18 protein-coding genes are annotated in these 23,428 nt (G+C 68.3%); 13 read left to right on the top strand and 5 right to left on the bottom strand.

Annotated features, from left to right (window positions below; translation table 11 throughout):
- Positions 1-49: 49 nt before the first annotated feature.
- Both drmD and HW130_RS24830 read left to right on the top strand, forming a co-directional pair.
- A complete protein-coding gene (gene drmD, locus HW130_RS24835) occupies positions 50-3,310 on the top strand; it encodes a DISARM system SNF2-like helicase DrmD (protein WP_177151904.1) in 3,261 nt (1,086 codons plus the stop codon).
- Complete coding sequence (locus HW130_RS24830) at positions 3,307-7,623, top strand: Eco57I restriction-modification methylase domain-containing protein (RefSeq protein WP_177151903.1); 4,317 nt, start codon at positions 3,307-3,309, stop codon at positions 7,621-7,623. Before drmD ends, HW130_RS24830 begins: the two co-directional genes overlap by 4 nt.
- A gap of 85 nt (positions 7,624-7,708) precedes the next feature.
- Here HW130_RS24830 and HW130_RS24825 read toward each other — a convergent pair whose 3' ends face one another.
- Both HW130_RS24825 and HW130_RS24820 read right to left on the bottom strand, forming a co-directional pair.
- Positions 7,709-7,915, bottom strand: a complete 207-nt coding sequence (locus tag HW130_RS24825) for a DUF397 domain-containing protein (protein WP_177151902.1) — start codon at positions 7,913-7,915, stop codon at positions 7,709-7,711.
- Complete coding sequence (locus tag HW130_RS24820) at positions 7,912-8,760, bottom strand: helix-turn-helix transcriptional regulator (RefSeq protein WP_177151901.1); 849 nt, start codon at positions 8,758-8,760, stop codon at positions 7,912-7,914. Before HW130_RS24820 ends, HW130_RS24825 begins: the two co-directional genes overlap by 4 nt.
- A 241-nt stretch (positions 8,761-9,001) precedes the next feature.
- On the opposite strand from HW130_RS24820, the gene HW130_RS24815 reads away from it, so the two are divergent.
- Positions 9,002-9,580 carry an ATP-binding protein gene (locus tag HW130_RS24815; RefSeq protein WP_309140561.1) on the top strand — a complete coding sequence of 193 codons (579 nt, stop codon included), beginning with the start codon at positions 9,002-9,004 and terminating at the stop codon, positions 9,578-9,580.
- Here the strand turns inward: HW130_RS24815 and HW130_RS24810 are convergent.
- Positions 9,531-10,211, bottom strand: coding sequence for a hypothetical protein (locus HW130_RS24810; RefSeq protein WP_309140560.1), 681 nt, complete (start codon positions 10,209-10,211; stop codon positions 9,531-9,533). The genes HW130_RS24815 and HW130_RS24810 overlap by 50 nt on opposite strands.
- A gap of 163 nt (positions 10,212-10,374) precedes the next feature.
- Between HW130_RS24810 and HW130_RS24805 the strand changes: the two genes are divergently transcribed.
- The 7 genes from HW130_RS24805 (at position 10,375) to HW130_RS24780 (ending at position 17,832) form a co-directional block, all read left to right on the top strand.
- A complete protein-coding gene (locus HW130_RS24805; protein WP_177151899.1) occupies positions 10,375-10,707 on the top strand; it encodes a deoxyxylulose-5-phosphate synthase in 333 nt (110 codons plus the stop codon).
- Positions 10,704-11,567 carry an SMI1/KNR4 family protein gene (locus HW130_RS24800; RefSeq protein WP_177151898.1) on the top strand — a complete coding sequence of 288 codons (864 nt, stop codon included), beginning with the start codon at positions 10,704-10,706 and terminating at the stop codon, positions 11,565-11,567. Before HW130_RS24805 ends, HW130_RS24800 begins: the two co-directional genes overlap by 4 nt.
- Before the next feature lie 92 nt (positions 11,568-11,659).
- Entirely contained in the window at positions 11,660-12,106 is a 447-nt protein-coding gene (locus HW130_RS36175) for a hypothetical protein (protein WP_256356313.1), read from the top strand.
- 182 nt (positions 12,107-12,288) lie between these two features.
- Positions 12,289-12,615, top strand: a complete 327-nt coding sequence (locus HW130_RS36170) for a hypothetical protein (RefSeq protein ID WP_256356312.1) — start codon at positions 12,289-12,291, stop codon at positions 12,613-12,615.
- A 343-nt stretch (positions 12,616-12,958) separates the two neighbouring features.
- Positions 12,959-13,996 carry a competence protein CoiA family protein gene (locus tag HW130_RS37045; protein ID WP_375256581.1) on the top strand — a complete coding sequence of 346 codons (1,038 nt, stop codon included), beginning with the start codon at positions 12,959-12,961 and terminating at the stop codon, positions 13,994-13,996.
- Positions 13,933-15,315, top strand: a complete 1,383-nt coding sequence (locus HW130_RS24785; RefSeq protein ID WP_177151924.1) for a CCA tRNA nucleotidyltransferase — start codon at positions 13,933-13,935, stop codon at positions 15,313-15,315. The genes HW130_RS37045 and HW130_RS24785 overlap by 64 nt, the downstream gene beginning before the upstream one ends.
- Positions 15,316-15,708: 393 nt before the next feature.
- Positions 15,709-17,832, top strand: coding sequence for a hypothetical protein (locus HW130_RS24780; RefSeq protein ID WP_309140559.1), 2,124 nt, complete (start codon positions 15,709-15,711; stop codon positions 17,830-17,832).
- A gap of 331 nt (positions 17,833-18,163) precedes the next feature.
- Here HW130_RS24780 and HW130_RS24775 read toward each other — a convergent pair whose 3' ends face one another.
- Complete coding sequence (locus tag HW130_RS24775) at positions 18,164-19,243, bottom strand: MerR family transcriptional regulator (RefSeq protein WP_177151895.1); 1,080 nt, start codon at positions 19,241-19,243, stop codon at positions 18,164-18,166.
- A 735-nt stretch (positions 19,244-19,978) separates the two neighbouring features.
- Here HW130_RS24775 and HW130_RS24770 point away from each other — a divergent pair.
- The 3 genes from HW130_RS24770 (at position 19,979) to HW130_RS24760 (ending at position 22,511) form a co-directional block, all read left to right on the top strand.
- Positions 19,979-20,629, top strand: a complete 651-nt coding sequence (locus HW130_RS24770; RefSeq protein ID WP_256356311.1) for a PASTA domain-containing protein — start codon at positions 19,979-19,981, stop codon at positions 20,627-20,629.
- Between the two features lie 162 nt (positions 20,630-20,791).
- On the top strand, positions 20,792-21,067 hold the full coding sequence (locus HW130_RS24765; protein ID WP_177151894.1) for a hypothetical protein: 276 nt from the start codon (positions 20,792-20,794) through the stop codon (positions 21,065-21,067).
- Between the two features lie 388 nt (positions 21,068-21,455).
- Complete coding sequence (locus HW130_RS24760) at positions 21,456-22,511, top strand: EcsC family protein (protein WP_177151893.1); 1,056 nt, start codon at positions 21,456-21,458, stop codon at positions 22,509-22,511.
- Positions 22,512-22,749: 238 nt separating this feature from the next.
- Here the strand turns inward: HW130_RS24760 and HW130_RS24755 are convergent, their stop codons facing one another.
- The gene (locus HW130_RS24755; RefSeq protein ID WP_177151892.1) at positions 22,750-23,424 is read right to left on the bottom strand and encodes a hypothetical protein; all 675 of its coding nucleotides are present in this window, start codon (positions 23,422-23,424) and stop codon (positions 22,750-22,752) included.
- Positions 23,425-23,428: the final 4 nt, after the last annotated feature.

Raw genomic sequence — 23,428 nt, 5'->3', positions numbered from 1 at the left:
GACACTTGTCTACGAACGGCAGCAGGACGGACCGAGGGGAACACTGCCGATGACGCCAGCAGCCCAGCGCGAGACGGAACGCACCGAGGCGGAGGAGCTCCCCGAGGAGGGCAAGCTCGTCGAGGTACGAGGACAGTCCTGGGTCGTCGCCCGCGTCGAGCCCTCGCCGGCTTCCGACACCGTGGAGGAGGGAGAGGACGCCGCCCCCCGCCGGGCCGCCACCCTCGTCCACCTCCAGTCCGTCGCCGACGGCCGCTTCGGCGACACCCTCTCCGTCATCTGGGAGGTCGAGCCCGGCCGCCGCGTGCTGCCCGCCGGCTCCCTCCCTGACGCCTCCACCGGCCAGTACGACTCCCCGAACCGCCTCGCCGCGTTCCTCGACGCCGTGCGCTGGTCCGCCGTCGCCTCCGCCGACGCCAAAACCCTCCAGGCCCCGTTCCGCTCCGGCGTCGCCGTCGAGCCCTACCAGCTGGAGCCCGTCTCCCGTGCTGTCGGCGCCCCCCGCGTCAACCTGCTCCTCGCCGACGACGTCGGCCTCGGCAAGACCATCGAGGCCGGACTGGTCGTCCAGGAGCTGCTGCTGCGCGGCCGGGCCCGGCGGGTCATGGTCGTCTGCCCGGCCGGCCTCACCCTCAAGTGGCGCGACGAGATGGCCGAGAAGTTCGGCCTCGAGTTCACCATCGTCGACTCCGAGCACTGCGCCCGGCTGCGCCGGACCCACGGCACGGCTGCCAACCCGTTCCGCGTCCACCCGCTCACCATCGTGTCCCTGCCGTGGCTGCGCGGCCAGAAGGCCCAGCGCCTCCTCGACGAGGTCATCGGCGCCCCGGAGGAGAGCAGCGACGGCGAGCACAAGCGCTTCTTCGACCTGCTCGTCCTCGACGAGGCCCACCACGTCGCGCCCGCCGCGCCCAAGCAGGTCTACGCCGTCGACTCCCAGCAGACCAAGCTGATCCGCCGCCTCGTCCCGCACTTCGAGCACCGGCTGTTCCTCTCCGCCACCCCGCACAACGGCTACCCCGAGTCCTACACGGCCCTTCTTGAACTCATCGACGACCAGCGCTTCGCCCGCGGCGTCGACCCCGACAAGGAAGCCCTCAAGGACACCGTCGTACGCCGCCTGAAGTCGTCCGTCACCAACGCCGACGGCACCCCGCGCTTCCGCACCCGCCGGACCGTGGAGCTGTCCGTCGACTACACGCCGCAGGAGCGCGAGATCCACCAGCTGCTCGGCTCGTTCGCCGAGCTGCGCCGTAAGAAGCTCACCCCGCAGGCCCGTGGCGGACGCCGGGCGGCCGACCTGGTGACGCTGCTGCTGAAGAAGCGCCTGTTCTCCTCCCCGGCCGCTTTCCTCCACACCGTGCAGGTCTACCTCTCCCACCTGGAGGACACCGGCCCGGTGCGCGGTCGCGCGGCCGCCGCCGACGTCCCCGAGTGGCTGGAGGAGTTCGCCGACCTCGTCGCCGACCTCGATGACACGGGCCTCGTCGACGCCGAGGACGACGCCCTGACCCGCTCCACCTCTCTCACCCCCGCTGAGGACGGCCAGGAGCTCGACCTCCTCCAGCACATGGAGCGCTGGGCCCTCACCCACGAGGCCGCCCCCGACTCCAAGGCCGAAGCGCTCATCAACGAGCTCAAGGCCATCTGCCGGACGTCCGACGGCAAGCACTGGACCAACGAGCGCGTCGTGGTCTTCACCGAGTACCGCGACACCCAGGAATGGCTTCACAACCTCCTCCGGCAGGAGGAACTCACCGACGGCGGCCGCGTCGAGCGCCTCCACGGCGGCCTGTCCGCCGAGGAACGCGAACGGATCCGCCTCGGCTTCCAGGCCGACCCGACCCGCGCGGAGGGCAAGGTCCGCATCCTCCTCGCCACCGACGCCGCCGGCGAGGGCATCGACCTTCAGAACCACTGCCACCGGCTGATCAACTACGACATCCCCTTCAACCCCAACAAGCTCGAACAGCGCATCGGCCGCATCGACCGCTGGGGCCAGAAGTGCGATCCGGAGATCACCCACTTCATCGGCTCCGGCTGGCAGCAGGCCCAGGCCGGCTCCTACGAGGCCGACCTGGAGTTCCTCTCCCGCGTCGCCAAGAAGGTCGCGCGCATGGAGCACGACCTGGGCTCCGTCAACGCCGTCCTCGCCGACGCCGTCCAGCGCCGCATGACCGGCGACACCGGCCCTGTCGACATCGAGAACGCCAAGCCCAAGCCCATCAAGGGCCGCCGCACTGGCGGCGAGGTCGCACCCGAGCAGAACGTCACCGCGCAGACGAAGAAGCTCGCCGACCAGTACGACGACACGGTCTCCACGCTCGGTCTCACACCCGTGAACATCAAGCGCGTCGTCGACACCGCCCTCGCCCTCGACCACCAACCCGCCCTCGTTCCCTCGCTGGTGGGCGCGGAGGACTTCGAGCCGGGCGACCTGTTCGACGTCCAGCCGCTCTCGGGGAGTTGGGAGCGAGCCACCCGCGGCCTCGCCCACAAGCTCCGCGACGGCGAGCAGCGCCCCCTCACTTTCTCCCCGGCCGTCGCCGCGCACGGCCGCGACGACGTCGTCCTCGCCCACCTCAAGCACCCGCTCGTCGCCCTCTCGACGCGCCTGCTCACGGCCGCCGTCTGGAACGCGGACTCGGTCGGCCTCAAGCGCGTCGCCGCCGTCGTCTCCGACGACCCGGCCGTCACGACGACGCTCGTCTCCGCGTACGCCCGGTACGTCCTCGTCGGCAACGACGGCACCCGCCTTCACGAGGAAGTCCTTTACGCGGGCGGCTGGTTCGGTGACACCGGACGCTTCCGTCGCTGGGAATCCGTCGGCGAGCAGGGCCGCGTCCTCTCCCGCGCCCTCACCGACGGCACCGAGGCCGCGCCGCACCTGCGGCAGCAGCTCACCGACGCCTGGCCGAAGCTCCAGCAGCCGCTGTACGACTCCCTCTCCGCCCGCGCCCGCGAACTCGGCCGCCAGCTCGAAAGCCGCCTCGCCGACCGCCAGGCCGAGGAAGAGCGGCGCATCACCGCCACCCTCGACCGCTTCGAGAACACCCTGCGCGCCAAGCTCAAGGAAGAGGGCGAAGGCGAGGGCGAACAGCTCGCCCTGCTGTCCACCCACGAACTGGCCGGCCACGAACGCCGCCAGTTCGAGGACGACCGCAAACGCTGGGACGATCGCCTCAAGGGCCTGCCTGCCGAGCGGACCCGCGAACTCGCCGCCATCGCCGCCCGCTACCACGAGCCCCGCTCGCACCTCTTCCCCGTCGCAGTCGTCTTCGTCGTCCCCGCAAAGGAAGCCAGCCGATGAGCCGCCCCGCCACCCCCAAGAGCAGTGGACTCGCCGCCGCCAAGGCCAAGGCGCTCGACGGCCGCCAGCAGCACCAGGAGTGGCTGGACCTCACCGAGGTCTCCGGCCCCTTCCTCACCATGCCCGTCCTGCTGCGCGCCTGGCCCCAGCTCGACGCCCTGGAGAAGGACGAACGGGCCCGGCTGCGCGCCCGCCACGCCGACTGGCAGACCGACACCGTCGCCGGCCGCGACGAGTGGGTGGCCTACGTCCTGCGCCAACTCCTCGGCTGGGACGACGCCCTCGCCTTCCGCCAGGGCGACGCCGAACACCACGGCCTCGACCGCCTCACCCTGCGCGTCGCCGAGCACAACACCGAGGTCCGCCCCGACTTCGCCCTCGTCGAGCCCGGCGCCGACCTCGCCGCCGAACCGGACACCGACTCCGCCGCCAAGCGCGTCCGCCTCCTCGGCATGACCGTCCCCGCCGGGACCGTCCCCACCGGCCGGGCGGGCGGAGGGGCCCGTGACGGAGACTGGGCCGCCGGCCCCGCCGACCGCCTCGCCCGCCTGCTCCGCCACCACGGCGTTGCGCTCGGGCTGGTCACGGACGGCCGTTGGTGGTGCCTGGTGTGGGCGCCGGTCGGCGGCGTGACGACCACCGCCGTCTTCGACTCCATCGGCTGGAACGAGGCCGCCGAACGCAACGTCGTGCGCGCCTTCGTGTCCCTGCTGCGCCGCCGCCGCTTCTTCGAGTACGAGGAGGCCGAGACGCTCGTCGGCCTGCTCAAGGCCAGCCTCGCGGCGGGCGAGGACGTCACGGAAGCTCTTGGCGTGCAGGTCCGGCAGGCCGTGGAACTCCTCGTCGACGCCATAGGGCGAGCGGACGTCCGCGCCATCGAGAACGGCGCGCCGGGCCTCCACGCGTCCGGTGTCGCGGCGAGCGACGTGTACCGCGGCGCGGTCGCCGTCATGATGCGCGTCGTCTTCCTGCTCTTCGCCGAGGAACGCGGCCTGCTGCCCGCCGACAACGAGGTGTACGCGCGGTCGTACTCGGCGCGCTTCCTGCGCAACGAACTCAAGGCGCGGGCGGACGAGGAGGGCGAGACCTCGCTGGAGCACACCACGTCCGCGTGGCACCGGCTCATTGCTTTGTTCCACGCCGTGCACGGGGGAGTGGACCACCCGGAGCTCAAGCTCCCCGCGTACGACGGCTCGATCTTCGACCCGGACAAGTACCCGTGGCTGGAGCGCTCCACCCCGCTGCTTCCGATCGACGACCGGACCGTGTTGCACATGCTCCAGTCGGTGCAGGAGGTCCGCGTCGGCAAGGGCAAGCAGCGCGAGGTCCGCACGCTGAGCTTCCGCGCGCTGGACGTCGAGCAGATCGGCTACGTGTACGAGGGCCTGCTCTCGTACGACGGGCGCCGGGCCACGGAGCACATGGTCGGCCTCATCGGGCCCGAGGGGCTTGAGCACGAGGTGCCGCTGCGGGAGCTGGAGTCGCTGGCGGCGAAGGCGGGCGCGTCGGTGACGGCGCTGGCCAAGTCCATCCATGAGAAGTGGAAGGACCCGAAGCCGCCGGCGACGGCGGGGCAGCTGGAAAAGAAGCTCGCGCCGGTGTCTGCGGAGGACGCGGCGGAGGCGCGGCGTCGGCTGAACGCGGTCACGAAGGACGCTGAGCTGACGGAGCGGCTGCTGCCGTTCGTGGGCATTCTGCGGGATGACCTGCGGGGGCTGCCCACGGTGATTCCGAACGGTGCGCTGTACGTCACGGAGTCCTCGCTCCGGAAGAACACGGGCACGCACTACACGCCGCGCTTCCTGGCGGAGGAGGTCGTGCTGCACGCGCTGGAGCCGCTGGTCTACGAGCCGGGCCCGCTGCAGACGGCGGACACTTGGAAGTGGCGACTCAAGGAACCTGAGCAGATTTTGGAACTCAAGGTCGCCGACATTGCGATGGGCTCGGCGGCCTTCCTGGTGGCCGCCTGCCGTTACCTGGCTGACCGGCTCATTGAGGCCAAGGAAGACAAGGGTGACCTGGACGCGATGGCGTACCGGGCCGGCCGCGCGGTCGACGCCGTGACGGCGGCGGACGCGGAACAGGACCCTGTCGTCGTCGAGGCACGCCGTCAGATCATCGAGCACTGCCTGTACGGGGTGGACATCAACCCGATGGCCGTGGAGATGGCGAAGCTGTCGCTGTGGCTGGTCTCGATGGACCCGGAGCGGCCGTTCACGTTCCTGGACGACCGGCTGGTGGCCGGGGACTCGCTGCTGGGCGTGCACAGCATGGAGCAGCTTCAGTCCGTGCACATGAAGCCGGGGCGTCAGTCGGACATCCTGGCGGAGGAAGCCCGTCAGTTGGTGGACCAGTTGACGCAGGAGCGTCTGGCCATCACCGCGATCAAGGGCGTCGACTTGCAGGCCCTCAAGGACAAGCGCGCCCGGCTGGCGGAGGTCAACCGGCACTCGGAGCGGCTGCGGCTGGTGGGTGACCTGATCGCGGGGGCAGCGCTGGCCACGTGCGCGTCGGGGCGCGTGGAGTGGTACGCCCCGAACGGCGGCGAGCGGGTGCGGGAGCTGTTTCCGCAGGCAGCGTGGATCGTGCAGCAGATCATGGAAAACGGGGTCGAGGACGACTCGGAGGTGGTCCGGGAGGCGCGGGCGCAGGCGGAGGAGTGGCTGGCAGCGGAGCTGCCAGACGGGGCGCTGCAGCGGCGGCCTGTGCATTGGCCATTGGTGTTTCCGGAGGTGTTCTCCAAGCGGGGCGGGTTCGATGCCGTTGTGGGAAACCCTCCGTTTTTGGGGGGAGCCAAGATCACGCCCTCGATGGGAGTGGCGTACCGGCAGATGATCGCCGAGCATGTCTCGAACGGCGTCAGCAAGACGAATACGGATCTGGTGGCGTTCTTTCTGATGCGGTGCAGTGCACTAGTTGGGCAAGAAGGAGCCTTGGCGCTTCTCGCAACCAACAGCCTCGCTCAGGGGGATACTCGCGCAGTTGGTCTGGAACAACTCCTGTCATCCGGGTGGACCATCAACCGTGCGATTCGAAGCGAGCCTTGGCCTTCGCGTAGCGCGGCTCTCGAATACTGTGCAGTGTGGATGGGGCGTATCAAGATTGCTCTGAAGGTACTCGATGGTGGATCTGTCCCCGGGATCACGGCGTCACTCTCGGCGGCTACGCGTTTGGAGAGCAAGGCGTTCGGCTTGGTACAGGAAGGGCGTTTCGCCTTCATCGGCCATCATGTGAACGGTTCCGGATTCGTACTCAACCATGAGGAAGCCTCTCGGCTTCTTGCTCGGGCAGCTCGCAACGCGGACGTTGTGTTCCCCTATGTAATCGGTCAGGACCTGAATCAGAGTCCGGCCAGTCAAGCCAGTAGATGGGTCATCAACTTTGGCGAGCGAGATCTGGACCAAGCTCGCTCTTATCCGGATTGCCTTGAGATCGTGGAGCGATTGGTGCGTCCTGAACGTGAGGGGCGTAACAGGGCAGCTCATGGGCGTCGATGGTGGCGGTTTGCCGACTACCGGAAGGGTATGGAGGAGGCCATTTCCGGAGTCGAGCGCTGCGTCGCTCTTGCCCAGGTGAGCAAAACGGTGATGCCAGTTATGGTGTCGGCCCGACAGGTCTTCTCGCACAAAGTCATCGTGTTCGCGACCGAAGACTATGCCGACTTGGCCCTCTATAGCAGTTGCTTGCATTATTGGTGGGCTCTGGACAGGAGTGCCACCATGAAGGCGGACTTGAGTTACTCACCCTCTGACGTTGCAGTGACATTTGTTCGGCCCGCGCTCACCACGCGCCTCCGTACCCTCGGTGGCGAACTCGATGCTCACCGGCGAGACCTTATGGCAGACCGTAAAATGGGTCTCACTTCCGTCTACAATCTAGTGCACATCCCTGACTGCCAGGACGAGGACATCGTGGAGCTCCGGCGTATCCACGAAGCTATTGACAAGGCGACCGTCGAGGCCTATGGCTGGCACGATCTCCTGGATCACTCTGGGCAGACCCCGCCGATCGATCCAACCCACGAGGCCTTCCCGCTAGACCACGGCTTTCATGAGACCGATCAGGGCACTCGCTACACGATCGGACTCCTCGCCCGAACTGAAATCATCGACCGCCTGCGGCAGTTGAACCACCAGGCGTACGCCGACGAAGTTCACCTCGGTCTGCACAAGGGAGTGACGGAGAAGAAGGCCAGGGAGAAGCACCCCGACCTCCCCCCGCCTTCTCCCGAGGCCATCCGGAAGCGTAAGGAGCAGCTGGCCGCACGAGGTGGTTCGGATTTCGGTGAGGGCATCGAGGGTGCCCTCTTCTGAGCCGACAGCATGACAATGGGCTGGTTCGCGTCACCTCAAGTGACGCGAACCAGCCCATTGTTTCGCTCGGAAGTCCTGGTCGGAGCTAGCCCGCCGTGAGCGCGACGAACGCGACCCATTCAACATGGCTGACCCGCAGCACTGGCCCGCTGCCGGCCGCCTTCGAGTCCCGCACGAACACGGCGTCCAGGCCAGCGGCCACCTCCACGCAGTCGCCGCCGTCCGATCCGCTGTAGCTGCTCTTGAACCAGCGGAGCCCGTCCACGCTGTCGGCCACCTGCTCCACGCTCATGTCTCTCCAACCATCCGTTCGATGAGCCGCGCAGACTCTTCGACGTTCAAGGCCTGCGATCGCAGCTTGCCATAGCGCAGCCCGAAGGCGCTGACCTCAGCGGCATCTTGCACGACGCACCCGACGCCTTGCGACTCGAAGTACCCGAAGTGCCTGTGCTCCTTCGACTCCACGATCACGAAGGCACCGTTCTTGCCCGGATGGAACCCCCGACGTGCAGGCATGACCTGAACCTCGACATTCCTGAACGCACTGACCTCCAGAAGTCGCTGCCACTGCCCGCGCATGACTTCCGAATCGCCGACCGGGTCACGCAACGCCTCCTCGCTCACGACGAACGACAGCTCCGCCAGCGGCACCCGCGTCAGCAACTTCTGGCGACTCAGCCGCGCCTCCGTGTGCTGGTCGACGATCTCCTCGCTCAGCGGAGGACAGTGCCCCGCGAACACCGCCCGCGCGTACGCCTCCGTCTGCAACAGCCCCGGCACCAGCAGCGGATCGTACGAGAAGCGGCTCACCACCTCCGCCTCGATCAGCGCGAAGTTGCGGAAGAACTGTGGCAGCTTCGCCCGGTCCACCTCGTCCTGGAGGACCTCCAGAACGCCCCGCGCCTCCAGCACGCGGTCCGCCGCCGTCGTGAACGTCGCCTTCGCCGGCCGCCGCCCCTGCTCCACCGACGCGACCTGCTCCAGCGAGTAGCCGATGGCCTCGCCGAGCGCCTGCTGGTTCAACCCGGCCCGTTTCCGAAAGTGCTGCAGCAGCCTGCCGTACGCCGACCAGGCCCCCGGCAGATCGCTCTCCTCCCTGGCAGCCTTTACCGTCCGGCTGTTTCGCGTGTCCCGCACCGCCCTCACGCCCTTCCGTCCCCGAGTGCACCCCGCCCACACCACGACGCTTGCCAGCCCCAACGCGCCGCGCCAAGGTTCAACGCAGGCAGCGATTCCCGGGACACGCCCCCGTACCCGTACAACGCCCGTACACGCCCCGTACAACCCTCACGATCACGACCTCCACCCCCGTACGCCACCCACCCCGTACGGCCGTCGCCCCTGGTCAGCGACGCAGTCACCCACCCACGATGACCGCGTGACGCAACAGGACATCGCCGACGAACCCCGCACCGCCGCCCGCCACTTGACCCTGCGCCTCAGCAGCACACGACGCGGCGCCCGCCTCGCCCGCAAGCTCGCCGTGCAGCAGCTAGCCGAGTGGACCGGCCTTCCGCACGACGTCGACGCCACCCAGGCCGTCGCGCTCGTCACGGCCGAGCTGGCGGCCAACGCCATCACCCACGGCCGCGTCCCCGGCCGCGACTTCCGCCTCACCCTGCGCCTCCTGCCCGACGCGGTCCGCATCGAGGTGACCGACACCCGGCCCGAACGCCCGCTCCAGCAACCCGCCTCCGAACCACTGACGCCCTCACCCGACGCGCCCGCCAGCCGCGGCCTGTACCTCGTCGACGCGTATGCGGCCCGGTGGGGATGCACCGTCCGCGACGCGTACACCAAGACGGTCTGGGCCGAGGTGTCTCTCCAGCCGCCGACCACCGCCCCGCCCCTCCGCACCGGACACGCCACGGCGACGGCGGCGGACCGGAACCACGCCACGGACGACGTCAGCCGTCAGCCCGCAACCCGGAACGCCCCGACAGCTCGTCGGGCGTGACCGCCGAGCCCGGAACGGGCAGAACCAGGGCGCGAGCGAGAGCCGCCGTGACCCTGCTGGCATGATGCGGCAGGTGCCGAGCGGCCCAAGCAGCCGCCAAGTCCAAGAAGTCGGCCAGATGGCGCTCCGCCCCGGCGAGCAGACGCCGCAGTTCCTCGGCAGGCAGCTCGATCACCGGGCTGTCGTCCCGCTCGACGTCCACGGTCAGCTGGACCCTGTCGCCGCGCCGTTCGGCCAGCGGGGAGGGATCGTGGCCGAAGGAGGCCCAGCCGTCGCCGTCGAGGACGTCGAACCAGTCGCCGCGCTCTTCGAGTCCGTTGCAGCAGCCCGGCAGCAGGGTCACCCCGGCGTCGGTGTCGGTGACGCGCAGACCGCCCGCCGTGAAGAGGTTCTCCAAGGTGAGCAGCCCGTACAGGAAAGCCCCGAGAGGGTCGGCGGGCTTCGGCGGGTGTCCGTCCGTCTCCGGCTCGACGTTGTTGCACTCGGCGATGCGCATGACCGCCGTGCCGACCTCGGCCGCAGCCAGGGCCCCGCTGAGCGGCATGAAGCCGTACCGCTCGACCTCGGCGACCGGCCAGAGAGCGAAGTCCGCGGAACAGTAGACCTCGAGGACTGGCTGCAACACGATCACCCACCGAGTGTGCGCCATGCCCTTCCCGCACCGCACCCCCAATAGCGGCGACGCGACGGCCCACCTGTGTGCGCCCCACCCGACGGACACACAGACCATCATGAGCCCCGGGTGCGCGCCAAAACCCGGTCGAGCCCCACCTCCGCCCGCCTACCCTTGCCGCATGTCCCACTCGAAGACCTCGTACGTCTGCCTGCCCTGCCGGGCCTCGTACAAGCAGCCCCACGACCGGGACAGGCCGCAACGCAGCTGCCCCCGGTGCGCGAAGCCGCTGATCCACGTGGGGTCCGCGTTCGCGGCGCCCCGCCGCAGGGACACCACGGCCTGGCGGACGCTGTCCGTCCTCCTGCACGCGGGCGTCCGCTTCCACATGGGCTGCTGCTGCGGGCCCGGCTACCGTCCGCGCACCTTGCGCGAGGTGCGCGAGCGGATGACGTACGCCGAGCGCAACGGCGAGCCGATCGCCACCGCACTCACACGCCCTGACGTGCCATGACGGACAACACCGCGCTCGTGCTACTCGTGACACCGCCGGCTGCCCCGGTCGACGCACGCGGAAGTTGGACCGCCGCCGAGAGCGCGCTCGGCACACCGCTGCCCGCCGACTACAAGCGTCTCGTCGAGACGTACGGGTGGGGCGAGTTCTGCGACTACCTCAACCTCCGCACACCCTTCGGCACGCGCGAGCACAACCGCCTCGAATGGCAGCGCGGCAGGCCGTCGGGTACGCCCGACAGGAACCGGGAGCGCTACCCGTATCCGCTCCACCCGGCTCCCGGCGGGCTGCTGGTCTGGGGGACCACCGTCGACGCCGACCGACTCTGCTGGTTCACCGACGGGGCGCCCGAGAGCTGGCCCGTCGTGGTGTGGAGCCGCGACGGCTGGTACGAGACACATCCCATGGGCGCGGCCGCGTTCGTCGAGGCCTGGGCCGGGGCACGTCTCGACTCCCGGCTGCTCGTCGACATGGAGCCGGACCTGGCCCCGTGGTTCAACGCCTTCCGGCCCCGCACCCACCGCTGCCTTCGGCTGTCCGAGGGGCCGTTGACGTACGACCGGCGGCTGGCGATCCTGCGGGAGGCGCTGGCCCCGACCGTGGGTAGGGGCAGTTGGCGCTCCGGCGACGCCGACATGGGCCAGGACCACTTCGCGACCGCCGACACCGACTGGCTGCTCACGTACGACATGTCACGTCCGCACCAGATCCGCATCTCGTTCCCGCCAGAGGACAGTGCGGCTGCTCGGCAACGCCTCTTCGCCGCCGTTGGGCGGATGCGCTGCGAGGTGCTCCGGATCACCGCGGCCGACGGCCAGCCGCTGGCGGCCTGGGACGCCTTCGTCGACGAGGGCGCGTAGATGTTCCAACCCGCCAAGCCGTCCCGCGACCAGCCCGGTAAGGTTGGGATCTTCAGGTGGCGCAGGCCCTGGAGCCATGAAAGCGACTGCACTTGACGAACAGGTGTCCCGAGTCGAGTCATCACTCCGATCCCGCGGCCCACGAGGCGTGGAGCCTGCCTGCCGCCGATATCTCGCGGGGCTACCGGGCTCTGTGGTGGAGTGCCGGGCCGGCCGGCGAACTCGCGGTCATGCTCGTCCACCGGCGATACTTGCAGCACAACACCTCCGTCAAGGGATGGGTCGGCTGGGGCCCGAAAGGCCCGTTCGACGCCGAACTGGTCACCATCGCCGGGCAGGAGGAGCAGCGCACGTCGCTGGTGAACATCCGGATCCGGCCCAGCCACCTCGCGCTGCTTCCGGGTTCCCGGTTCCTGTTGGTCGGCGGCCGTACGTTCCCGAGCAGGACCGAAGGCGTCTGGACGCCCAACGCCGTAGTGTTCTCGCCCTCGGGGACCCCGAGGGCGAGTTCTGCGTCGGTGACGACATCCCGGCCCTGATCACCGACCGCTGGGGAGGGATCTGGACCGCCTACGGAGACGAGGGCATCTACGGCGGCCACCCCGAGTCCGGGGCCGGGCTGGCGGGCTGGCGCACCGACGGCCGTGCGACGTGGACACCCAAGGGCAGGCTGCCCGATGCCCCGCTGGAAGGGTGCACCGCCGCGACCGAGGGCGACCGGGTGTGGCTCGTCTGGTACTCGGGTGGCGAGTCCGGCACCTTCCTGACCCGTATCACCCCGTCCACCGGCGAAGTGACCAGCTACCCGAGCCCCGTCGATTCCCCGGACGGGTTCGCGGTTCGCGGCGACCGGGCCGTGCTGAGCCGCCGCGACCACAACCAATGGACCGTCGAACTCGTGCACGCCGAATTCGACGGTGCCGCCTGGGCGGTGACCAGTCGCCGCAGAGTCGAGGTGCCCGGGCGCGTCGTTCTGCGGTGCGGCCAGGGCCGCGACGGCGTTCTGTGGCTCCGTACCGGCGACACCTGGTTGCGCACAAGGGCGTAACCCCTTGGCGTTCAGGCAAGCTTCGCACCGGCCCTGTCCCGTCCTTGACCGAGCCACGTGAGCCGCGAGCCCATGGCGCGCGGCCGGAAAGCGAAGAGGTAATGCAGAATGCCACGCCGCCTATTGTGAACTCGTGCACGGGTCACATACTGGGACGGAATCGTATCGATGTCGTCCAGAAGAGGGTGTACGTGACCAGGGGACCGGCAGGACTTCGGACCGTGCTGCTCCGCGCCGCCTCGGAGCGGAGCGCTGGAGGGCTGTCGAATTCCGCCTCTGCGAAGCCGAGCAGCGCGTGTGATCCGACTGGCTTCCCTTCAACCCAGCAGGGGAGCGCGCTCCGATGGCAGCCGTGACCGACGAGGACAACCGCAAGGTGCAGACCGCTGTCCTGGGCGGTTCCGACAGTCGGCATCCCGTCTTCCTCCCGTACGAGAAGGAGTCTGCCGAACGGCTCCGCCGAATGCACGGGGCCGACGGCTTCTCCTGTGGCGTTCTCCTCGGGGGCTGCGGCAAGCTGCTCACGCTGCGAGCGTGTGACGACAAGAAGTCCCACTTCGCCCACCGCCCACCAGTCCGTTGCACCCGTACCGCCCGGGACGAGAGCAGCGCCGACCACCTCTACATCGGGGAGGCGCTTGTCCGCTGGCTTCGCAGACAGGGGCGGCCGAACATCACCGTGGAGTACGTCCGGCAGAAGCACGCCCGCAGTGACGCGATCGAGATCCGCTTCGGACCGAAGAAGAAGCGCCGCCTCCTGCATGTGCAGATGGCCCGCCGTTCCTTCACCGAGTGGGAGGAGGACCGCAGGAGGCTCGGGGCAACGCCGGGCAGGCCCTCCACGATCCGCATGTACGGGCCGGGGAGCGAGCTTGCTCCCTATGAACTGCAAGTCGCCGGATACGCCCTGCGGTTTCGCTGCGAGACGCAGAACGGAACCCGCGAGGTGTTCGTCGGCACGCACCTGCCCGGCCACAAGATCGAGTGGACGATCCTCGAGCGATGCCGTCTCCACGATCAGGGACTTCTGACGCCGGCGTTGGAGCCGACCTCGGAAGGCATACGTCTCAAGGGGGCGGCGAAGCCGGAGAGATCCGCTGCTGAGGCTCCGGCGTCATCTGCCGAGAAGGCTGAGGAGCCGGCGAAGGGAACGACTGCGACTGCACCCGGACAGCGGCAGGCGGCACCGACCTCGGGCCCCGACGGGCCGACCCACTCCGGAGGCCACCCCGGACCCGTGTCGGCACCTCGCACAAGGCGGCTCCGGATGCCCGCCGCGACCGCCTTGCGTCGCGCGCCAAGGCGGCGACAGAGGCGCTGCCGCCCATCGCCACCGACCTCGCCGGCCGCTTCACGGCCGCCGGCTTCGAGCTGTCGCTGATCGGCGGCTCGTTGCGCGACGTGCTGCTGGGGAAGAGTCCACAGGACGTCGACCTCGCCACGGACGCCGACCCTCGACAGGCGCTGCGGGTCGTCCGTGGATGGGCGGACGAGTTGGGGGACTCCCACGTCTCGTCCGGGGTGGTGGAGGCGTACAAGGGCGGAGAAGATGATCGACACAGGGTGAGAATCAATACCCGTATGCCTCGGACGCGGAGCCGGGTCGAGTCGGCGTCCGGCGGGAGGCGTGAGCGCGGCCTGGAAGCGCATCTCATGCGATCCGGCTTCACCGTCGACGCCATGGCTCTGGAACTGTCGTCCACCACTCTGGTGGACCCCTCGGGCGGACTCGAAGACCTGGACCGGCGTGTGCTGCGTACGCCGGGCAGACCGGCGGATTCCCTCTCGGCCGACCCGCTGCTGATGATGCGAGCTGCCGGCCATGCCGCCCGGTTCGGCTTCGAACCGACCTCCGAACTGGTTGCCACGATGACGGCGATGGCGAAACGGATCACTGCGGTTCCGGCCGAGCGGGTGCGGGAGGAATTCAGCGCGCTGATGCTCGCGGCCCGCCCTGGTGACGGTCTGCGCCTGTTCGTCGAGACGGGACTGGCCGAACACATCCTTCCGGAACTGCCCGCGCTGCGTATGGAAAGCGCTGAGCACCATCGACACAAGGACATCTACGAGCACACTCTCACGGTGTTGGAGCAGGCCGTCTTCCTCGAGACGGAAGGGCCTGACCTGACGCTGCGTCTCGCCGCGCTGTTGCACGACATCGGCACGCCGCGCACCCGTCGGACCGGGCCGGGGGGTCGGGTCTCCTTCCATCACCACGAGGTGGTCGGCGCCAAGATGTCCCGCCGGCGCATGCGTGCCCTCAAGTACCCGGCGCAGCTCATCGAGGACGTCGCTCGGCTGGTCGAACTGCATCTCCGTTTCCACGGCTACTCCACCCAGGAGTGGACGGACCCCGCCGTGCGCCGCTACGTACGGGACGCGGGCCCACTGCTCGACCGGCTGCACAAACTCACGCGAGCCGACTGCACCACTCGCAACCGCAGGAAGGCGGCTGCGCTCGCCCGTGCCTACGACGCCCTGGAGGAGCGCATCGAGCACTTGGCGACCGAGGACGCGAAGGAAGCGCTCCGTCCGGACCTGAACGGTTACCAGATCATGGAAATCCTAGGCATCCGCCGCGGAGCCGAAGTCGGCCGGGCGTACGAGTACCTGCGGAAGCTCCGTATGGAGGAGGGTCCCAAGGACTTCGAAGCCGCCAGGGCGGCGTTGCTGGCATGGCGGGCACATCGGAACCGATGACCTCCGGAGATGCGCCCATGCGCACCGGACGGTGAGAAGGGCCGATCGCTTTCCACATCCTCTTCAGTCGCTTCGAGGCGATGCGCTCCTTCTGTCGAAGCAGACCTGATCCACCACTGGCCACTGACCGATCGGGTTCGGCGGACTCGAGCGGTACGGCTTGATCGACTTGACGGTCCGTCAGGCCCTCTGTCACCGTGGTCCACGCTGGAACAACGAGGAACAACAGGAGTGAAGATGGGGCGGCATTACACCGCGTCGAAGAGCCGCTCACAGGGACGGGGTGGGTGGTCGGTGATCTTCCGCCACCCGGGCCGCCTCGATCCGGCAACCGGGAAACCCGGGCGTCGTGTCCGACGAGGACTGGGGACAAGTGTCGATGCGGAAGCTGACGTGCTGGTCGACCAGTTGAACAAGATTCTCCAGGACGAGGCACTGTGGGAGCCGCAGGCTCGGTCCAAGGCGGCAGCACTGTACGACAGCCGGGTAGTCGACGTGTTCTACGACGGCCTTGAGGCCGCACGCACAGACTTCAGAGCGCTTCGTGAAGAGTTTCTGGCCCTGCCGACTCAAGCCGATGGGTACCGTCACGTTCTGCTGCTGGGCACCACGGGGGCCGGAAAGACCACGGCGGTGAGGCAACTGCTCGGGACCGACCCCGGCACTGAGCGTTTCCCGTCCACGTCGACAGCCAAGACCACGGTGGCCGACACCGAGATCGTTCCATCGGCGGACGGTCCCTATCGTGCGGTGGTCACCTTCGCCGCCCGGGACGAAGTTATCGATCACCTCACCGACAATGTCTCCGCCGCGGCGTTGGCGATCTTCCAAGGCGCGCCGGACAGGGAAGCTCTAAGGCGACTCCTGGATCACGTGAACCAGCGCTTTCGCTTCAGCTACACCCTTGGCCGACCGGTGCTCCCGTCCGATGACGACGACATGCCGGACGACGATGACGAGGTGAGCGAAGGCCCGATGGCGCTTGACGCCGACGAGCTCTCCCTCATCGATGGTGATGCCACTACCGCCATGCTCCTCGAAGCCGTGTCCGAGCTACGTGGGATCGTCGCGGAGCAGAAGGCGGGCGCCCTCTCGGAACTGCAGCCGCACGAGAGTGACGACAAGCGTGTCATCGAAGAGATCCTGGAGGAAGAACTTGACTCCCAGCTCCGCCAGCTGGAGTCATTCCACCGCATCGTCGACGACATGCTGCACGAGATCGAGCTCCGGTTCGCACTTCTGAGCGAGGGCGAGCTGCGGCGCACACGCCAGGGATGGCCGCTCAGCTGGACCCTTTCGACCGAGGATCGTGGTGCGTTCCTCAAGGCCGTGACCTGGCTGTCCAGCAACTACGCTCCACTCTTCGGGCGACTGCTCACGCCACTCGTCAACGGGATCCGGGTAGTCGGACCCTTCACTCCTTCATGGGCGGACGTGCCCCAGCCGCTGGTCCTCATTGACCTCGAAGGTCTGGGCCACACTCCGAAGTCGGCGTCCACCCTTTCCACCGACCTCGCCAAGCGACTCGACGAAGTCGATGCCATCCTGCTGGTGGACAACGCCACGGCTCCAATGCAGGCGGCTCCCGCAGCCGCCTTGAAGACCATCGCAGTCTCGGGCAACACGAACAAGCTGCACTTCCTCTTCACGCACTTCGACCGTATGAGGGCCGACAACCTGCCGACCTTCACGGACAGGGAAGAGCACATCCGTGCCTCGGCGGAGAACATGCTCAGTTCGATCGGGGAGGAGTTGGGTCCGACCGCGGAGCGAGGTATCCGTCGGCGGCTTGAGCGACGCTGCTTCTTCGTCGGAGGAATGCACAAGGCCCTACGCGCCTCCAGCAGCAGTGGTCGCCGCACCATCGCTCAGCTGGAGAGACTGTCCCAACAGCTGGTTGCCGGCGAGGCGCCGGTGGCGCTCGGGCCGGCCAGGCCGGTTGTCGACCGGATGCACCTCGCGCTGGCCGTGACGGAAGCGGCACGGAACTTTCACGCCCGCTGGCGGGGTTCTCTCGGTCTCGAATACAACTCGGCGGCGCCGAAAGAACACTGGACCCGAATCAAGGCCCTCTGCCGTCGACTCGGGGAATGGGGGCAGGACGAGTACGACACGCTGAAGCCGGTCGCCGAGCTCCGGAACGAACTGCAGACGCAGATCCTGCTCCTGCTCGAGCGCTCCGTTCGCTGGGAGGGAGGACCCCCGACGGGCGATGAGCGGGAAGCGATCATTCAGGAGATTGTCCAGGCAGTGACCAGCAGGCTGCACGCCCTGACAGAACAGCGGATCAAGACGGACGTTCAAGGCGCCTGGCTGGAGGCCTTCGGCCAGCAGGGCACCGGTTCCACCTTCACTCGGGCGAAGATCATCGATGCCAAGGTGCTCGATTATGGCGCTCCGATCCCCAACGTCACTGCGTCACCCGATGGCGGCGCATTGCTGCAGGCCATGTCAGATCTCGTGGAGCAGGTCGCCGAGGAGAACGGACTGGTGCTCTGGAGCGGTCATCGCCCGTGAGCCGCTGAACGGCGGAGACGATTCCGGACCCGGCACTGTATGCGTGCGGAGCCACGGCGGGGCTGCGGCTCATCGGCGGTGGCCCCGTTGCCATGCAGACGTCCACGGCCGGCAGCCTGCGACGTCGATCGCCGGACCCGCCGACCGAGTCGTACGATGACGGCGTGGCCGGGCCGCCACGGCGATGCGGCAACGGGAGCGTTGTCATCGTGGTCATGTGCGACCGCTGCGCGCGCTCAGTACTGCGGATCGGCGCGATCAGTATCGCGGCCCCCGTCACATGGAGCGGGTCCGGGGGCCGCGATGGTGGACGCTGCGTCCTGCAGCTGCGTCAGTTGTCCAGGCGGATCGGCATGAGCGGTGAGTACGCGTTCTCGTCGTCGGGGCGGCGGATCACGACCGGGGCCGTGGGCGCGCCAAGTTCGAGGATCAGGCGGTCACGGGAGCCGGCGGTCAGTGCATCGAGCAGGAACTCGCGGTTGACGGCGACCCGGGTCTCATCGTCTCCGTCGTCGCAGACTGTCACCGTGTCGTCGGCGCTCACAGTGAGCACACTGAGGTCGCAGGCCACGCCGTCCTGCTTGCGCACCTCGCCCGTGCGAACGGGGCCCGTTTCCAGGGCGTGCCGGAAGGCGGCCACGTCGACAAGGGCGCGGTGTCCGGCCGGCAGTCGGACGAGGCGGCGGTAGTCGGGGAAGTCGTGGTCGAGGCACTGGCCGGCCATCTGCCGGCCCCCGCTCTCCAGCGTCACGCGATCACCGTCCATGGTGAGCTGGACGGGCTCCTCGCCGCTGAGCAGGGCCCGCATGGCGTCGACCAGCGCGGCCGGGACGATGGCCTGGACACGGGTGCCGTCATGTCCTGTGGTGCCGGTACGGGCGATCGCCATCCGGTAGCGGTCGGTGGACACGAAGCCGATGGCGTCGCCCTCGACGTCGAACAGGACGCCGCCGAGCATCGGCAGCTCCGGGTCGCTGCCCGCTGCGAACCGGACGGCGTCGAGTGCGGCGGCCATCTCGGCTGCGGAGAGGGACAGGGGGACTGCGGCGGTGCGAAGCGATGTCATGGGGATCTCCCTGCGTTCGATGAGTCTCTGCAACGTGGAGAATTCGCTGCGAGCATCGGACAGGCCCTGCTCGAGACGGCGCAGATGGGCCTCGAACAGCTTCCGTACCAGGTCGGTGTCCGCGCCGGACCAGCCGGCCAACACCAGCCGGATGTCCGGCAGCGGCATGGCGGCCCGGCGCAGCCGGGCCAGCAGCCGGGCCTCGTCGAGCTGCTCGGGGGCGTACCAGCGGTAGCCGGTCGACGGGTCCACCCAGGTCGGGACCAGCACACCGGCGCGGTCGTAGAACCGCAGAGTGCTGATGTTCAGGCCGCTGTCCCGGGCCGTCTCGCCAATGCTGTGCATGTCGTTCTCCACGCCCAGAACTCTGGGCTCTTCACCATGTCGAGGGTCAAGCTTGATCAGTTTCCAGGTCGAGCTCAGGGCAGCTCCACCGCAATTTTGGAGCGAGCCCTGAACTCCGTTCCTCGGCCGGCTCGGGGTGAACGCCCTTCACCGCGGCGCGCGTTCAGTCGATGCCCACTCCGGCATGGGCGGCCCCCGTACCTCCCACACCGAGACGGCCGATGATCCGGTGCTGGCCCATGCGGGAGGGAGCGCCGGAACGAGCCGGCCGGACTCTTCCGCCGGAGCCTTTGCGCTCACTCCTGGTTCCTAGACAGGGACTGGGCGACGCTCGCCGGTCATCGCCCAGGCGTCTTCAGCGATCGGAGTGATGGTTCGTGAGCTGTCTGATCTCCAGGATCCACAGCTCCATGCCGTCACCCGGCCGCTTGTGCGGGGCCCGCCGGGCCAACTTGAAGAAGCCGCCGGAGGGTAGGCCGGTGTCCTTCAACACCACGAGGGCGGAGAGCGGCATTTGATTCGGAGTCATGCGCCGCGGACCGGTGGCGACAGGATACACACGCAACTTTCTGTTGAAGCTTGTGAACTTAGTGCACGGACGGCATACTGTGGCCGGAGGCCGCCGAGACCGTCCAGTCACCGGCCGGGGGGCGACCTTGCCGGGTCCACCTTCGGCGTCGGTCGCGGCCCGTACGACGGCCGACTCTCCGCTGCAAACGTCCCCTGGGGTTCACGATGCGCATCACCCACACCACCGCTATCACCGCAGCCGCCGCGCTCCTGCTCGCCGGGCTCACTGCCTGCGACCCGGCAACGGACACCGGCGCGGACTCCAAGCCCACCGCTTCGGCGACACCGGCCGCCAAGGCGCCCGCCACCAGCGCGGCCACGCCGACTCAGGAGCCCTCCGCCGCCGCGCTGCCGGACATGGTCGGCAAGGGGTTGCAGAGCGCCCAGGACGAGGCGCAGGCCGCCGGCTTCTACCACCTCACGTCGCACGACGCGCTCGGGCGAGGCCGCAATCAGATCCTTGACCGCGGCTGGAAGGTCTGCTCCCAGACGCCGGCGGCGGGCACGCACTCGACGGACACGAAGGTCGACTTCGGCACGGTGAAGCTGGAGGAGGCGTGCCCGGCGGGCGGAGACCAGGGCGAACCTGAGAAGGCCGGGTCCACCATGCCCGACTTCGTCGGCAAGGCGGTCAAGGTCGCTCACCAGGCGCTCGACAGCTCCACGAGCATCACCGTGCAGGACTTGTCCGGTCAGGACCGCATGGTGCTCGTCGAGTCGAACTGGCAGGTCTGCTCGACCGACCCGGCTGCCGGCGCGAAGCTCGACGGGCAGCCGGTGACGATCGAGGCCGTCAAGTTCGGCGAGAACTGCTGACACCGGCTGAGGCCCGGACGCGACACGGATCCGCTGGGTTCTCGGAGCCCGAGCTCTGTCCAGCGGGGTCCGACGAATCCCTTGCCTTCAGGTACGACACCGCCATCGAACACGATGGAGAGAACTGTTTCCCGCCTGCTTCGGAGTGGAGAACCGACCTTCATGTTCAGAATCCAGCTCGGCACAGTCGAGGCGGAGCTCGGCGCCACCGCTGTGGTGAGCCTCTTCAACGATCCCGATCTCGGAAACCGCGCGGTGCTGACCACGCATTACGAGGACGAGGAGACATACGAGGACTCGATGGTGGTCATGATGCTCACGGCTGACGAGTTGGACGCCCTTGCCAACGTGATAGATCGCGCCCGCGAAGGCCTTGCAGAGGCGGAACAGGGCGGCATGGTCGGACTTGCGACGTGGGCCGAGCGGCACGCCGTATGAGACCGGCGGCGCCGGGCGGACGGTAGCCGTGCGTACGGCAGTCCGTCGTCGGTGGGACACAGCCACTGGTGCCACGACGGGTTGGCACATCTATCGACGGTCCAGCGGTGTCGGGCCAGTCGCGTGAGGTCTCGACGTCCTTACGGGCGATGCCCTCCATGGACCTCGTCGAAACGCGTACTCTGCTTCATGCTGTTCCTCCCTGGGAGGCTCACCAGTGCTGACTAGCGGTACCTGTCCGGGAGTTACACCACTCGACGCACTGACCCGGCAAGACTGGCTGACGTCGCGGCGGGCAGCCACACGGAGTTCCTCGTCCTGCGGCGCAGGCTCATGGCCGCGATCATGCGGGGCTGCTTCCAAACACTCTGACTACTGAGGCGGCGACATGACTCTCTCTGCTTACGAACAACGGGAGTGGGACCGACTCCAGAAGCGAAAGGCGGATTCCCTCAACAAGCAGGCGAGGAACCTCCTACCGCAGCAGGCCCGGAACCGACTCGCTTCGCTCGGCCAGAAGGCGATGAGCACCCCGGGTGCCGACAAAGTGGCAGCCGCCTACAAGGGAGCCGCGAGGGGTCTCGGCAAGGCTGTGGGAGACACCGCAAGCCGGACAGTGAGCAAGAAGCGTGTCGTTGAGCAGTATCGACGTGCCGGACACGAGATCGCCGGATTGAACGAGATACATGAGCTCGACTTGCGGGTCGTCGATGAGGTCGCGAAACGTAACTTGGTTCGGTACGGCCATGCGCTTTCTGCAGCGGCAACTGGCCTTGGATCTGCAGCAGCCGTGACAGGCGGAGAGGTGCTCGCCGGCGCCGGAACAATCGCCGGCGCGGGTGCGGGTGCCGCACCCGGAATCGGAACCGTAGCCGGGGCGATGGCAGCCGACACTGCACTCATGCTTGCCCTTGCTACGCGAACGGTCGCCGCCACGGCTCTTCAGTACGGCTACGACCCAAGTGATCCAGAAGAGGAACTCTTCGTGATGTCCGTGATTGCTCTCGGAATGTCCACAGGCACATCGGCGAAGACGGCCGCGTACGCCGAACTGTCGCAACTCACCCAGTTGCTGGCGAGGAACGCTCCTTGGGCCAAGTTGAACGAGAAGGTTCTTACCAAGATCGCCCAGTCCTTCGCGGCGAAGTTCGCGCAGCAACTGCCGAAGAAGAAGCTCGGGCAGTTCGTGCCCATCGCCGGCATGGCTGTCGGTGCAGGGCTGAGCTACATGCTCATCGATCGAATTGCCGTTTCGGCGCGCGACGCGTATCGGGAACGCTTCTTGATCGAGAAGTCGGACGGTGACCTGACCGGTGACTTGAACGACGAGGACGCCGACCTCGTGCAGGACGACGACGCGATCGGCGTAATCGAACTGCTCCGGGACGAGGATGCTCTGCCGACGTCCACCCGGTCCGACTCCGACGATCAGCCGGACAACTGAGCTCGGCCGGGGCTCCACTGTCATCCAGCCGCCCGTGACCTGCACTTGTCCTGGCCGACGGAATGGACGCATTTCGCACGTCGGCGCGCGAGGTCCTCGACGCCTTGGTGCCCGAGAGGAAGGTGCTGGGCATCGATGCGACCCGTCGCGTACGACGCGCCCTCTCGATGACGTGGACGTCGGAGACCGGACTACTTGTCCCGACCGATCGCCGGGACGAGGGACGCACGGCCGGAAGTCACGTCAGCCGCTTGCCGTAGTCGAACAGCGCGGCCTCGACCTGGTCCGGCAGGACTCCCGCCTGCCGTGCGTGGTCGTGGGTGAGGGACAGGTACCGGGTGTATTGCGGAGTTGTCCAGCCCCGCACAGGCCACCGGGTGCCGCGATCCGCGGCCCGCAGCGCGCGTGCTACGACGCTGTCCAGGATCAGTGGCCGCCACCGACCGACCGGCTGATCGTGGCCGGCGAAATACAGCACCTTGGTGAAGAACGCCGCCCCTAGCCGAGGGATGTGGTGGTCGTTGTTCAAAGTGTAGTAGGCGGGAGCAGCTCCTCTCCGTTGCAGTAGGCCGAGCCCACTGGCGAGCCGAGTGTCGATCTCTACCGCCGTGGACTCCCTGAAGATTCGTGCCCGCCGATCCACCGACCGGGCCTTGGTACCCGTGCCCCAGACCAAGGAGGCGACCAGCAGCTGTCTGCGGCCCACCGCCGTCCGGGCCCGGTCGGCCACGTGGAATACGGTGCGGCGGTCCACCCGGTGCCATCGGCCGACGCGCGGGCATGCGTCGAGCTCGTCGGGCCACCAGCCGGCGTCGGGCAGATGGCTCAGCCAGCGCTCCCTGTCGAACGGGATCGCTTGGCCGAGGATGTCGTCGCGTTGCGGAACAATGAGGTCGGAAGGAAGTTCCGCCATCTCG

It is taken from the genome of Streptomyces sp. PKU-EA00015, from assembly GCF_013387495.1.
Classification (GTDB): domain Bacteria; phylum Actinomycetota; class Actinomycetes; order Streptomycetales; family Streptomycetaceae; genus Streptomyces.
This window is presented reverse-complemented; position numbering and strand designations above follow the sequence as displayed.

What these genes read in the sequence shown, in the direction of transcription:
- drmD (WP_177151904.1), top strand. Translation starts at nt 50, where the DNA reads ATGACGCCAGCAGCCCAGCGCGAGACGGAACGCACCGAGGCGGAGGAG.
- HW130_RS24830 (WP_177151903.1), top strand. Translation starts at nt 3,307, where the DNA reads ATGAGCCGCCCCGCCACCCCCAAGAGCAGTGGACTCGCCGCCGCCAAG.
- HW130_RS24825 (WP_177151902.1), bottom strand. Translation starts at nt 7,915, where the DNA reads ATGAGCGTGGAGCAGGTGGCCGACAGCGTGGACGGGCTCCGCTGGTTC.
- HW130_RS24805 (WP_177151899.1), top strand. Translation starts at nt 10,375, where the DNA reads ATGTCCCACTCGAAGACCTCGTACGTCTGCCTGCCCTGCCGGGCCTCG.
- HW130_RS24800 (WP_177151898.1), top strand. Translation starts at nt 10,704, where the DNA reads ATGACGGACAACACCGCGCTCGTGCTACTCGTGACACCGCCGGCTGCC.
- HW130_RS37045 (WP_375256581.1), top strand. Translation starts at nt 12,959, where the DNA reads ATGGCAGCCGTGACCGACGAGGACAACCGCAAGGTGCAGACCGCTGTC.
- HW130_RS24775 (WP_177151895.1), bottom strand. Translation starts at nt 19,243, where the DNA reads ATGCACAGCATTGGCGAGACGGCCCGGGACAGCGGCCTGAACATCAGC.
- HW130_RS24770 (WP_256356311.1), top strand. Translation starts at nt 19,979, where the DNA reads ATGCGCATCACCCACACCACCGCTATCACCGCAGCCGCCGCGCTCCTG.
- HW130_RS24765 (WP_177151894.1), top strand. Translation starts at nt 20,792, where the DNA reads ATGTTCAGAATCCAGCTCGGCACAGTCGAGGCGGAGCTCGGCGCCACC.
- HW130_RS24760 (WP_177151893.1), top strand. Translation starts at nt 21,456, where the DNA reads ATGACTCTCTCTGCTTACGAACAACGGGAGTGGGACCGACTCCAGAAG.
- HW130_RS24755 (WP_177151892.1), bottom strand. Translation starts at nt 23,424, where the DNA reads ATGGCGGAACTTCCTTCCGACCTCATTGTTCCGCAACGCGACGACATC.